Genomic DNA, 11952 nt, shown 5'->3' on the forward strand with positions numbered 1-11952 from the left:
CGACGGCGAACGCTTGAGGCGCAAAAAAAGCGGCGAGGGAAACCGTGTGTTTCCCTCGCCGCCATAGTCCTATCGATCGCGAAACCGCAAGCGGTGCTACGACCCTCGATGGATCATGGACCTGAAGAGGCCATGCTCCATTAATACATGTCGTCGTGGCCGCCGTGGCCGCCCGATTTCGAACCGGCCTTCGGCTTCTCGGCGATCAAGGCATCGCTCGTCAGCAACAACGTGGCGACGCTAGCGGCATTTTGCAACGCCGAGCGAGTTACCTTGGTCGGGTCGATGATGCCGATCTTGACGAGATCTTCGTACGTGTCGGTCGCGGCGTTGTAACCGAAGTTACCCTTGCCTTCGAGGACCTTCTCGCAGACCACGTTGCCGTCTTGTCCGGCGTTCGTGGCGATCATCGTCAGCGGAGCGCGGCAAGCGCGACGCACGATGTTGTAGCCGACTTCGAGATCGTGCGCCAAACCTTCCGGCTTGAGCCCGGCCGAAGCGCGAACCAAAGCCACGCCGCCGCCCGGCAGAATGCCTTCGCCGACCGCCGCACGCGTCGCATGCAGAGCGTCTTCGACGCGGGCCTTCTTTTCCTTCATTTCGCTTTCGGTCGCCGCACCGACGTTGACCTTCGCGACGCCGCCCGAGAGCTTGGCGAGACGTTCTTCCAGCTTTTCCTTGTCGTAGTCGCTCGTCGAGACCGCGATCTCTTTGCGGATCTGATCGACGCGAGCCTTGATGTCGGAACCCTTACCCGAGCCTTCGATGATCGTCGTGTTGTCCTTGTCGATCACGACGCGCTTCGCACGGCCGAGATCCTTCAGCGTCAGGCTTTCGAGCTTGATGCCGAGGCTCTCGAACACGGCGGTGCCGCCGGTGAGAATCGAGACGTCTTCGAGCATCGCCTTACGACGGTCGCCGTAGCCCGGGGCCTTGACGGCCGCGATCTTGAACGTGCCGCGCAGCTTATTGATGACGAGAGTCGCGAGGGCTTCCCCTTCGACGTCTTCGGCGATGATCAACAGCGGCTTGCCCGCATTGACGACCGCTTCGAGCACCGGAACCAATTCCTTGACGTTCGAGATCTTCTTCTCGAAGACCAAGATATAAGCGTCTTCCAGCACGCATTCCATCTTCGTCGAGTCGGTGACGAAGTACGGCGACAGGTAGCCGCGATCGAATTGCATCCCGTCGACCCATTCGACTTCCGTCTTAAGGCTCTTGCCTTCATCGACGGTGATCACGCCGTCTTTGCCGACCTTCTCCATCGCTTCGGCCAACAACTCACCGATTTCCGTGTCGTTGTTCGCGGCGACGGTGCCGACTTGCGCCATTTCCTTCTTGCTCTTGATCGCGATCGACATGCCGTGCAACTTTTGCGTGATGTCGGCCACGGCCTTCTCGATTCCTTGCTTCATCTGCAACGGGTTCACGCCGGCGACGACCGCCTTGAGCCCTTCGATGAAGATCGCTTCGGCCATGACGGTCGCGGTCGTCGTGCCGTCGCCGGCCATATCGCCGGTCTTCGAGGCGACTTCGCGAACCATGCGGGCGCCCATGTTTTCATAGACGTCTTCGAGTTCGATTTCCTTCGCGACGGTCACGCCGTCCTTCGTTACGGTCGGGCTGCCGAAGCTCTTCTGCAAAATAACGTTGCGGCCCTTGGGTCCGAGCGTCACCTTGACGGCCCGAGCCAGTTTGGAAACGCCGCGGCGAATCGCTTCGCGGGCTTCTTGATCGAAAATAATGGTCTTAGCCATGTCTGAGAAATCTCCGAATCGTTAAATCGATGCTGTGGGAAAACTTGTAAGGGATGGTTGTGCGAGGAAATGCAAATCGCAGGACGCAAAATGCAAAAATGGAAGCGAGCATCGAGATCGACAGGTATCCCGCGGCCCTAGCCGCACCGACCCCCGACCTCTGACCCCCGACCCCTTTCCTACTCGATGACGGCAAGAATATCGTCTTCGCGCATGAGCAGCAGTTCCTGGCCTTCGACTTTGAACTCGTCGCCGGCATAAGAGCTGAACAACACGCGATCGCCGACCTTCACTTGCAGCGGCTTGCGATTACCATCCTTGGTCAGTTTGCCGTCGCCGACCGCACGCACGGTCCCACGAGCAGGCTTATCCTTCGCCGAATCGGGGAGCACGATCCCGCCGGCGGTCTTGCTTTCCGATGCTTCACGCTCAATCACGACGCGATCGCCGAGAGGTTGCAACGATAGTTTGCCCGACTTGGCTTTCTTCTCTTTCGTGGCCGTGCTCATGTTCTCAAACTCCTCCGAATATACGGAAAACAGCGGGGATAATTGGTCGTCGATGCGGGACGCGCGGCGGAAGCCCAGCTAGGGCTGCCATTTGGGCGCAGAATCTCCGCGAGTGGACGGAGATGAAGCAAGCGGCGCGCCAAAGTCTTAGGCGATGTCCGAAGCGGCTAGCCTCACGAGACTTAGACCGAAATTTCCATTTTTGGCCTCATTAAGTGTCCACTCGGTTCGGCAGCGGACACTGCGAAAAGCCGAGCCGCACTGCCAATATGGCAGCGACTCGCGGCGAACACCAAGACGAGCGTCGTGCCTCGCGTCGGCGGCTTGCTGCCCCGTGGGCGAGGCTTTAGGTTGGCGAACGAGCCGATTTTTTTGAAACATCGAGCTTTTTGAAACATCGAGCACCGCTCCGCGCTAGGCATTGCGTAAAGCAATGTGCGGCTCGCAGCGAAACCCATTTCCACACGACTCCTCTCTCGCACGTTTTTCTAACGTCGTTCCGGTTTCACCTCATATCTTATTCAAGGCAGTCTTATGAAATCGTCGTGGCATCGAATACTGCTCACCATCCCCCTCGCGGCGGCGTCGATCTGTTGCGCAAGCCGAGCTTCCGCGCAGACTTCGACGGCAATCTCGGCGCTGAGCCCTGCGCTCGTCGCGCTCGCGCCGGCCGGCAGCGCCGTGCCGGATCTGAAAGTCGGCGTGTTGAATCTGATTCCCGACGACGCGCTCGGCTTCGTCGTCGCGACGGACCTGATGGAAACCAAAAAGGAAGTCGAAGCGGTCTTAAAGAAATTGAAAGTGCCGTTCGACGACGAAAACTACCAGGAGTTCAGCAAGTTCCTCGAAGGAATCGAAGGTTGGGACCCGAAGAGCGCGCACGCCCTCGTCGTCGTCCCCGACGATGACGACGGCGAAGGCTTCGTCCTCGTACCGGTCACCGACTACAAAAAGTTCGCCGCGAGCTTGGGTGCCGATCCCACCGTCGTCGGGCCGACGAAGTACGAAATCGAAGACGGCCCGAAAGGCTTCATGGCCGAAAAGGCCAACTATGCGATCGTCGGCGGTCCGGACGACGTCGAGCTCATCCAGCGCGTGCTCGATTCAAAGAAGTCGATCGCTTCCTCTTCCGAACCGATCAAGAGCTGGCTCGGAAAATATAAGACCGCCGGCGTCGTCACTCCGGCCGGGGTGCAGAAGGTAATCGGCACCGCGATCGACGGCTTGAAGTCGATTCGCGAGGCGTTCCCGCAAGACAATCCGCAGACGGCTTCGATCAAGCAAGCCTTCGATATCTACGACAAACTCTTCGTCGCCTTGCGCGAGGAAGCCACGCATATCGCGATCGGCGGCTCGCTCACCGAGAAAGTCGGCCTCGACTTCGGCCTGCAATTCGTCTTCAAGCCGGAAGGCAAGCTCGCGTCGTTGTCGAAAGACATCACTCCTCTGCCCCCCGAAGCTTTCGCGGGCCTGCCGGACGAAACCTTCATTTTTACGGGAGCCGGCGTGTTTCCGCAGGCCTCGGCCGATGTGTTCTCTTCCTTCACACTGGGCCTGCTTAAAACGCTGCCGCAAGATAAAGGACTCGATCCCGAGCTATCGAAGAAGCTCGCCGATGCGATGCAAGGGATGATGAAGAACGTCAAGCGGGTCTCGATGTCGGTCGATTTCAGCGGCGCGACTCTCTTCTCCGGAATCGCGGCGATCTACAAAGTCGAAGACTCCGAGAAGTTTCTTAAACAGAACGCCGCCTCGGTCGAACTCATGCAAGAGCTGACGAAGAAAGACAAAAACATCCCGATGCAGACGTTGGAGCGCAAGACGATCGACGGGCTCGACGTCGTCGTGCTCACGAGCGACCTTGCCGCAGTGCTCGAGCAAATGGAGAAAGGCCCCGGCGGCGCCGCCGGGAAGCAGATGTTCCAAGCGATGTTCGGAGCGGAAGGAAAGATGCAAGCCTTCTTCACGGCCGTCGATAAGGAAACCGTCGTCCTCGCTTACGATGTCGAGTCGTTGAAGTCGCTCATCGCCGCGTCGAAGGCCGGCAAGCGCGGACTGGCCGACGACGTCGAGATCAAGAAGACCGCGGCGCTCTTGTTGCCGTCGCCGCACGCGATCGGCTTCATGGACGTCGGCGGCTACATCGACCTCGCGAAGAAAATGGCCTCGGCGTTCATGGCCGGCAACGGTGTTCCCGGCGGCGCGCTGCCGTTCGCGATCCCGCCGTTCCCGGCTTCTCCGCCGATCGGCGTGGCCGGGCGCCTCGCGCCGCAAGCGGTCGAGATGCAATTGGTCATCCCGATGCAACTCATGGAAAACACGCGCGACTACGTGCAACAGATCAACACGTTGATCGGCGGGATCGGCAAGTAGCGATTCTTCCGTTCTTGAGTCGTTTTCCCTTCATTTCTTGAGCGGAAAAACTCGCTCAAGGGCTCCCCTTCGGCGGTCGATAAGTAACGTGCGGAGGCATTACGGAAACCAGCGACGCGAAAGCCGCAACGCTTGAGCGAAACGCAAGGTCCGAATGCCCCGCACGCTATGCTTCGACCATGCGAGGATGGAGCCAGACGGCTAGGCAACCGGCTGCAACCCGGTGAAAGTGGGTTCGATTCCCACCGTCCTCTCTGCGAACACGAAAAGCCTTCGACGATCACTCGTCGAAGGCTTTTTTCGTGTTCGAGATAGGAGAGAGGAGAAAGTGGAAAGGTGAGAAGCGGCGAACTTCGGTCCTTCTCCTCTCTACTTACTACCTCCCCCTCTCTCGCTAGCGAACCACGAACCGTCTCGCTTGCGCGGCAATATCTACACCAACTTCTTCACTCCAAGCGGCCAGCAACTTCTTATACGTCGGGCCCGGCCGGCCGTCGCCGATCGCGGCGTCGTCGAGCTTTACGACCGGCAGCAAGCAAAACGGCGTGCTGGTGATCAAGATTTCACGCATGCTGCTTCCGAATTCGTCGGGGGAGTATTCCCCTTCGCCGAACTGGATGACGCCGAGTTTTCGATGAGCCAACTCTTCCGCCACGGCTTGGCTGATGCCGGGAAGCGTCGTGATCTTCGGCGGCGACCAGAACGAAGTCGCCGCGTCCGATCCCATCACGCCGACAATGTTCGCCGTCGGCGTTTCGTTCACATACCCGTTGCGATCGAGCAACAACGCCCGAGCGCCGGGCACGGCGCGACGCACGTCTTGATCGGCCAAGTAGTAGTGCATCCGGCTGCGACACTTCAATTCGCTCGGCCATGATTCAGGCGGGACTTGTCGAACGATGCTCGTAGCGAGTCGTTCCCCCTGCTCATACTTCTCCGCCCACAGCTGAAACGGCAACGGATAAGTGCTCATGCCGATCGTCGGCTGGCGCGGCACATCGGCCGGTGCCGACGTCGCATAAGGGCCAGGCGTGATGAACATCGATAGGCCGAGGTCGTCGGCCGGGTCGAGCATCTCGTGATTCGCGGCTGCGAGCTCCTCGGCCCACTCGGCCAGTTCTTCGAGCGTGCAATCAGGTTCGATCCCGGCGATCTCCAAGCCGCGCCTCAAGCGCGCGAGATGTTCGTCGACCCGATAGAGCTTGCCGCCGAACGTGCGCAGTTGCTCGCTCACCGTCGCCCCGAGCATGAAGCCGGCGTCGTACGCCGCGATCTTCAACTCATCGGCGGGAAGGAACCGGCCGTTCAAGAATGCCTTAGCTGTTTGCATTCTGCTATTATGCTCGACGCTCCGGCTCTCGTAACCCGTAAACCGCATCGACACCTAGAATCATTCACACCATGACGCAACCGCTTCGCATCGGAATCTTAGGCTGCGCTCGCATCGTGCGCCGCGCCATCGCCGGCGCACTTGCCAAGTCGCAACTCGCTTCGTGGCACGCGATCGCCGGGCGCGACGGCAACGTCGCCGCTCAATGGGCCGCGGAGTTCGGCGTACCACGGCACTACGGCAACTACGAAGCCTTGATCGCCGATCCCGACGTCGACGCCGTCTATATCCCGCTGCCGAACGAGTTGCATCGCCCCTGGGCTCTACGCGCCGCGGCGGCGGGGAAGCATGTTCTCTGCGAGAAGCCGTTGGCGTTGGACATCGCCGACGCCGAGGGAATCGTACATGGTTGTCGTGCGGCCGGCGTCGTGCTGATGGAGGCCTTCATGTGGCGGCATCATCCGCGCGTCGCTCTGGCACGGAAACTTTTGGCCGAAGGGAAACTCGGCGCGCTCAGTTACGTGAAGATGGACTTCTCGTTCGTCATCGACCATGCCGACTGGCGGCTCGACGCGGCTCGCGGCGGCGGGGCGCTGTTCGATCTCGGCTGCTACGGCATCAACATCAGTCGGCTCTTCACCGGCGCCGAGCCGAGCGAGATCCATGCCCGAGCGCGATACCTCAAGCCGGGCGTCGATATGTCGCTCGGGATGCAATTGCATTTCCCCGGCGACGTAATCGCGCTGCTCGACGCGAGCTTCGAGTGCCCGAACCGAAACCGCTTGGAACTCGTCGGCACCCAGGGCTCTCTCGAGTTCCCCGGCGGCGTGCTCCCCGAGGAAACCTCGACGCTCGTCTATCGAACCGACGCGGGCACCGAAACGCTTAGTATTCCCGCGGCCGATCAGTACGCGGAAATGTTCGACTGCTTCGCGCGCTCCGTCGCGGCGAAACGAATCGAAGCGCCGGCGGAAGACGGACTCGCGAACATGCGCGTCGTGCAAGCAGTGCGCGATACGGCGCGACGCTGAGTTGCCGGGGGTATTCACCCCCGGCTATTGAACAGGCATGATCGCGCACACTATGATTCCAATCACAGTTGCCTCCTTCAATAGCCGAGGGTGGATACCCTCGGCCCCCACGCGCGGCGCACTTCGATGCCCGTCTATCTATTCACGTTCCACGCTTATTGCTCGTGGATGCCGGATCGGCGGCGAGGCTTCGTACGGCGCGAAAAAGGAATCTTGCCGGCGAACGAATATCTCGCAGACCGATATCGCGAGCGCGCTCAAGCAGACGAAATTAAGTTCGATGCGCAGTTCGGTTGGGCCATGATCGACGAAACCGCTGCGTTCTGCGAGCAGTCGCAGTGGCGACTTTACGAGGCGGTCGTCGTGGCATCACACGTGCATGTGCTCGTCAGCTGGAAAAGCGAGGAGCGCGCCGATGAAGTCGCCATGCGCATCAAGCAGCGACAAGGTCGCGCAATGAGCCTGGCAAACAATCGTGAGGGGCCTTGGTTCTCACGCGGTAAAAGCCGGAAGCGAGTGCGCGACCGGCAGCACTTCGAGCACCTGATGCGGAAGTATTTGCCGCAGCATGGCAACGTGAGATATACGCTACGGAACACGTAGCGCGAGGATTGGGGGCAAGAGCTGCGCTACGGTGCTGCCGAGGGTATTCACCCTCGGCTATTGAAGGAACGCTTAGCGAACTCTCATAAAACAAGAGCGTTATGCCGGCGGAATCGCTTCGCCTCGGATCAAATCATCCGGCGTCTGTCGCGCGCGGATTAGGTGGGCTGCGCCGTTGCGTAGCAGCACCTCGGCTGCGAGCGGCTTGCTGTTGTAGTTCGAGCCCATTGCGAAGCCATATGCCCCGGCACACTCGATCAACAGCAACTCACCGACTTGCGCCGTCGGCAGACTTCGGGACCGCACGTAGCCCCCTTCTTCTTGCGTAAAGATATCGCCCGACTCGCAGAGCGGTCCGCCGACGACGACCTCGGCCGCCGGTCGTGCCGTTCCCGAAGCTGCAACGGCGGAATCATCGCTCGCCGCCGCACTCGCATCGTCCAACGGGCCCGGCACGATCGACATCGGATGGTGCGAGCCGTAGAGGATCGGTCGCGCAAGATTGTTGAAGCCGGCATCGAGCAGGTAGAACGTGTTCTTACCCATCTGCTTGATCGCCCGAATTTCCGTCAGCAGCGATCCGCTTTCGGCGACCAAGTAGCGACCCGGCTCGATTTCCAACGTCAGCTTGTGGCCGAATTTCGCTTCCAGTCGCTTCCGCGAAGCATCCCAGAGCTCGAAATAGTGCGCGACGTCGACGTACGTGTCGCCGGGCTTGTAGATCGTCGGCAAGCCGCCGCCGGCGCTGATCGTCGTCAACGTTCGGCCGACTTCCGCGGCCAGCTTCTCCATCGCTCCGCAAACTTGCGACAGGTGCTCGAGGTCGGTGCCCGAGCCGATGTGCAAATGCAGGCCGGTTACGGTGAGCCCGTTACGATCGGCGATGCGCAAACATTCGTCGAGTTGCTCATGCCAGATGCCGTGCTTCGACTGCTCGCCGCCGGTGTTCGTCTTCTGGCTGTGCCCGTGGCCGAAGCCCGGATTGATCCGGAGTGTGACATCGCCGCCGGGCTTGCGCTTGCCGTACTGCTCCAGCATGTCGGGCGAACCGCAATTCACATGAATGTCGTACTTCACGACCGCGTCGAGCGACTCGCGATCGAAAATGTCGGCCGTGTAGACGATCGGATGCGACGCGCCTCCATCGGCCTTCGCATGCGGCTCGAAGCCGGCCTTGATCGCGCGATGAATTTCCCCGGCACTGACGGCATCGACGAGCACGCCGTTGCGGCGCACGACGTCGAGAATCGCGATGTTCGAGCAGGCCTTTTGTGCGAAGCGCACGACATCGAACGCTTTCAGATCCTGAATCTTTTCGACGATCGAAGCTTCGTCGTAAACATACGTCGGCGTGCCGAACTTCCGTGCGATCTCGCGGAGCGAGACTCCGGCAAGTTGAGTTCGGGTCGAAGGAAAACGGTCGCTCGTCATGGTCGACATCAAACGTCTCTACGATGCAAGTGGTGCGTGAACGGGTCTGCTTAGCCCTTATAGGCCGAGGCGATCAGCGTGATGTTTTGGCCGCCAAAGCCGAAGCTGTTCGACAATGCCGATTCGCACTTCGCTTGGCGTGCGGCATTGGCGATGTAATCGAGATCGCAATTCGGGTCCGGGTTCTCATAGTTCATCGTCGGCGGCAAAACCTTGTCGCGAATCGCCATGAGGCAGACGATCAGCTCCGTGGCCCCGGCCGCGGCGATCAGATGCCCCATCATACTCTTCGTGCTGGAGACGGGCATCTTGTAGGCCCGTTCGCCGAAGGTTTGCTTCACGGCGAGGGTCTCGACTTTGTCGTTTACCTCGGTACTCGTGCCGTGGGCGTTGACGTAGTCGATCTCATCGAGATTCTTTCCCGCATCGCGGAGCGCCATCTTAATGCAACTGATCGCCCCGCGCCCTTCCGGATGCGTATCGGTAATGCGGAAGGCATCGGCGGTCGAGCCGTAGCCGACGAGATCGCCGTGGATTCGCGCACCGCGAGCCTTCGCGTGCTCGAGCTCTTCGAGAATGAGCATGCCGGATCCTTCGCCGAGCACGAAGCCGTCGCGTTCCATATCGAACGGGCGTGAGGCGCCCTTCGGATCGTCGTTGTGCGTGCTGAGGGCGGTGAGCAAGTTGAAGCCGGTGACGCCGAACGGATGGATCATGCTATGCGTGCCGCCGGAGAGCATGACGTCGGCATCGCCGCGACGAATCATTTCGACCGCTTCGCCGACCGCTTGGCTACTCGCGGCGCAGGCGGTGAGGCAATTGACGTTCGGCCCTTGGGCATTGAACAGCGCCGCCATGTGGCCGGCGGGCATGTTCGGTTCTTGTTCGAGTTCGGCGATCGGATGCAAGACTTCCAGGCCGGTCTTCGTGAACTTCGCCACGTCGAACGAACCGTCGTCCCCCATCGCCGCGAGCATCATCTTCGTGAAGCGATCGAAATCTTGCGGACCTTCGCCGGAGCCGAGATAAACGCCGAAGCGGGTCGGATCGATCCGCGTGTCTTCGATGCCCGCATCGCGCACCGCTTGCTTCGCCGCGCCGACGGCGAACCGCGTGTGACGAGCTTGGTGCTTCCAGTTTTCGGGATCTTCGCCGACCGAGCGGAGATCGAAGTTTTTCACTTCGGCCGAGATCTTGGTCGGAAAGTTCGAGGCGTCGAAGATCGTGGTTCGGCCGATGCCCGAGTCGCCTCGGAGCAGCGCTTGCCACATCGTTTCGACGTCGTTGCCGACGGGCGTGATACAACCGATTCCGGTGACGACGACTCGACGACGCATCATAACAAGCTCCTCGGCACGGCTCGCGCGTGTGATCCGCTGCGAACGACGGCCGCAATGAGTTTCTGGTTTCTAGCTTCTGTTTCTGGTTTCTAGCTTCTGACTGTCGGGCGCGTTAGGAACCCGCGCCTTTCAATTCTTGTTCGAGCTTCGCGAGGCCCGGCGGCTCGGTGAGGCGGCTGCCGTCGGCTTTGCGACCGACGTCGAACACGCCCAACAGCTTTAACGTGAAGACGAAGTTCTTCGGCTCGAAGAGCGACTTCGAGCGTTCGTCGTCGGCCAAGTGCGCGAAGACGACTTCGAATTCGGCTTGTACGCGGTCGCCGACTTTCGCCGTCGCCGTGACCATGGCGCCGTCGTCTTTGATGTAGTCGACGATCGCTTCGTAGCGCAATTGATCGCCCGGCACGACCGGGAAATGGAAGATCGCTTTCGGGAGCTTCGCGAGCACGACCTTCTTCTCGAAGGCATGGTACTCGCCGACCAAGAGCCCGCCGGTCTGCGCGATTCCTTCGGTGATGAGGGAATTCGGCATCACCGGTCGGCCGGGGAAATGGTCGTGCAAATGCTCTTCGGCGAGCGAGACGTTTTTAATCGCCACGGCTCGCTTGCCGCTTTCGAACTCCAAAAAACGATCGATCCAAATCCAGCGCATGGCGCCCTCCGGGCTGAATGACTAAGAACTAATGTCTAATGACTAAGGAATGACCGAAGCACGAATGACGAATGCGAGATCGACGCTTCGTCATTCGTGCTTATTTAGTCATTAGGATTTAGACATTAGTCATTACTACTTGGGGAGCTTCGTTTCGACGAAGCGAACCAGGTCTTGGACGGTCAGCAGCGTGCCGAAATCCTTGACGCTCGGATTGGCGGCGAACTTGTCGAGGTTCAAGAACGGCATGCGCTTGCGAAGTTCCGCGATGCCCCCGGCCGTGACCTTGCCGTTCGAGACGTATTCGGTGCTGGTCAGCACGTCTTCCGGGAAGAGTTCGCCGCGGCTGATCTTGATGTCGAACGATTTTTCGAGGCGAAACACGATATCGAGAAAGTCGATCGATTCGGCACCGAGATCGCCGACCAGCGTGGCCTCGGGCGCAACTTCGTCTTCATCGACCCCCAGCGCGTCACACAACACGCTTTGGACTTTCTCAAACACCTCATTCTGCGACGGCATACGATTCTCCCAAAAAGCTGATACCGCGAGCGCAGGCGAAAAACGCGCGTCGAATTCGGCGCTTCCATGAAAAGATGCGCCACCGCACGAAACGATGGCGAACCCGCAAGCGCGGGCACCGAGCATTTCGTGAGCGACGACTTTAGAAGCGCGTGCTCCGACCGCGGTCGCAGCGACCGACGGCGTTCCCAAAACAATAACCCGACCGATGCTTCGCAAAGCAAGTCGCGAAGTCGTTTACCCGAGCTTGCCGTCTACCCAACGGCACGCTCACGACTTCGAAACGCTGCTCTTCGATTACCCAGCATCAGGCGGACGAAAAACTCAAACATAAACTTCGCATCACAAACCAAGCTCAATCATTCATTAGCCACGAACGGCGAACCATCAAACCGTCGCGA

The 11952-nt window shown here is 59.9% G+C and carries 10 protein-coding genes and 1 tRNA gene; 4 read left to right on the forward strand and 7 right to left on the reverse strand.

Annotation, left to right across the window (positions count from 1 at the left end; genetic code table 11):
- Nucleotides 1-140: 140 nt before the first annotated feature.
- Both groL and groES read right to left on the reverse strand, forming a co-directional pair.
- Nucleotides 141-1760 (reverse strand): chaperonin GroEL, encoded by a 1620-nt coding sequence (gene groL, locus K8U03_08350; protein MCE9604897.1) that lies wholly within the window; start codon nt 1758-1760, stop codon nt 141-143.
- Between the two features lie 179 nt (nt 1761-1939).
- A complete protein-coding gene (groES, locus tag K8U03_08355) occupies nt 1940-2269 on the reverse strand; it encodes a co-chaperone GroES (GenBank protein ID MCE9604898.1) in 330 nt (109 codons plus the stop codon).
- Nucleotides 2270-2803: 534 nt separating this feature from the next.
- Here groES and K8U03_08360 point away from each other — a divergent pair.
- Nucleotides 2804-4642, forward strand: coding sequence for a hypothetical protein (locus K8U03_08360; protein ID MCE9604899.1), 1839 nt, complete (start codon nt 2804-2806; stop codon nt 4640-4642).
- Between the two features lie 183 nt (nt 4643-4825).
- A tRNA-Cys gene (locus K8U03_08365) sits at nt 4826-4896 on the forward strand.
- 140 nt (nt 4897-5036) lie between these two features.
- Here K8U03_08365 and K8U03_08370 read toward each other — a convergent pair.
- On the reverse strand, nt 5037-5972 hold the full coding sequence (locus K8U03_08370) for an aminotransferase class IV (GenBank protein ID MCE9604900.1): 936 nt from the start codon (nt 5970-5972) through the stop codon (nt 5037-5039).
- 71 nt (nt 5973-6043) lie between these two features.
- Here K8U03_08370 and K8U03_08375 point away from each other — a divergent pair, with 71 nt between their 5' ends.
- Together K8U03_08375 and K8U03_08380 are read left to right on the forward strand one after the other, a co-directional pair.
- Nucleotides 6044-7003, forward strand: a complete 960-nt coding sequence (locus K8U03_08375; protein MCE9604901.1) for a Gfo/Idh/MocA family oxidoreductase — start codon at nt 6044-6046, stop codon at nt 7001-7003.
- 126 nt (nt 7004-7129) lie between these two features.
- Nucleotides 7130-7606, forward strand: coding sequence for a hypothetical protein (locus tag K8U03_08380; GenBank protein MCE9604902.1), 477 nt, complete (start codon nt 7130-7132; stop codon nt 7604-7606).
- A gap of 99 nt (nt 7607-7705) precedes the next feature.
- On the opposite strand, the gene lysA is transcribed toward K8U03_08380, so the two are convergent.
- From lysA to K8U03_08400, 4 genes are all read right to left on the reverse strand, one after another.
- A complete protein-coding gene (gene lysA, locus K8U03_08385; protein MCE9604903.1) occupies nt 7706-9037 on the reverse strand; it encodes a diaminopimelate decarboxylase in 1332 nt (443 codons plus the stop codon).
- A 50-nt stretch (nt 9038-9087) separates the two neighbouring features.
- Nucleotides 9088-10374 carry a beta-ketoacyl-ACP synthase II gene (gene fabF, locus K8U03_08390; protein ID MCE9604904.1) on the reverse strand — a complete coding sequence of 429 codons (1287 nt, stop codon included), beginning with the start codon at nt 10372-10374 and terminating at the stop codon, nt 9088-9090.
- A gap of 115 nt (nt 10375-10489) precedes the next feature.
- Nucleotides 10490-11029 (reverse strand): beta-hydroxyacyl-ACP dehydratase, encoded by a 540-nt coding sequence (locus tag K8U03_08395; protein ID MCE9604905.1) that lies wholly within the window; start codon nt 11027-11029, stop codon nt 10490-10492.
- Nucleotides 11030-11164: 135 nt separating this feature from the next.
- The gene (locus tag K8U03_08400; GenBank protein ID MCE9604906.1) at nt 11165-11551 is read right to left on the reverse strand and encodes an acyl carrier protein; all 387 of its coding nucleotides are present in this window, start codon (nt 11549-11551) and stop codon (nt 11165-11167) included.
- Nucleotides 11552-11952: the final 401 nt, after the last annotated feature.

The organism is Planctomycetia bacterium, assembly GCA_021413845.1.
In the GTDB taxonomy this organism is placed as follows: Bacteria; Planctomycetota; Planctomycetia; order Pirellulales; family PNKZ01; genus PNKZ01.

Excerpts from the sequence above, each read along its gene's own strand:
- lysA (MCE9604903.1), bottom strand. The coding sequence starts at position 9,037 with ATGACGAGCGACCGTTTTCCTTCGACCCGAACTCAACTTGCCGGAGTC.
- K8U03_08395 (MCE9604905.1), bottom strand. The coding sequence starts at position 11,029 with ATGCGCTGGATTTGGATCGATCGTTTTTTGGAGTTCGAAAGCGGCAAG.
- K8U03_08360 (MCE9604899.1), top strand. The coding sequence starts at position 2,804 with ATGAAATCGTCGTGGCATCGAATACTGCTCACCATCCCCCTCGCGGCG.
- K8U03_08370 (MCE9604900.1), bottom strand. The coding sequence starts at position 5,972 with ATGCAAACAGCTAAGGCATTCTTGAACGGCCGGTTCCTTCCCGCCGAT.
- groES (MCE9604898.1), bottom strand. The coding sequence starts at position 2,269 with ATGAGCACGGCCACGAAAGAGAAGAAAGCCAAGTCGGGCAAACTATCG.
- groL (MCE9604897.1), bottom strand. The coding sequence starts at position 1,760 with ATGGCTAAGACCATTATTTTCGATCAAGAAGCCCGCGAAGCGATTCGC.
- K8U03_08375 (MCE9604901.1), top strand. The coding sequence starts at position 6,044 with ATGACGCAACCGCTTCGCATCGGAATCTTAGGCTGCGCTCGCATCGTG.
- fabF (MCE9604904.1), bottom strand. The coding sequence starts at position 10,374 with ATGCGTCGTCGAGTCGTCGTCACCGGAATCGGTTGTATCACGCCCGTC.
- K8U03_08380 (MCE9604902.1), top strand. The coding sequence starts at position 7,130 with ATGCCCGTCTATCTATTCACGTTCCACGCTTATTGCTCGTGGATGCCG.
- K8U03_08400 (MCE9604906.1), bottom strand. The coding sequence starts at position 11,551 with ATGCCGTCGCAGAATGAGGTGTTTGAGAAAGTCCAAAGCGTGTTGTGT.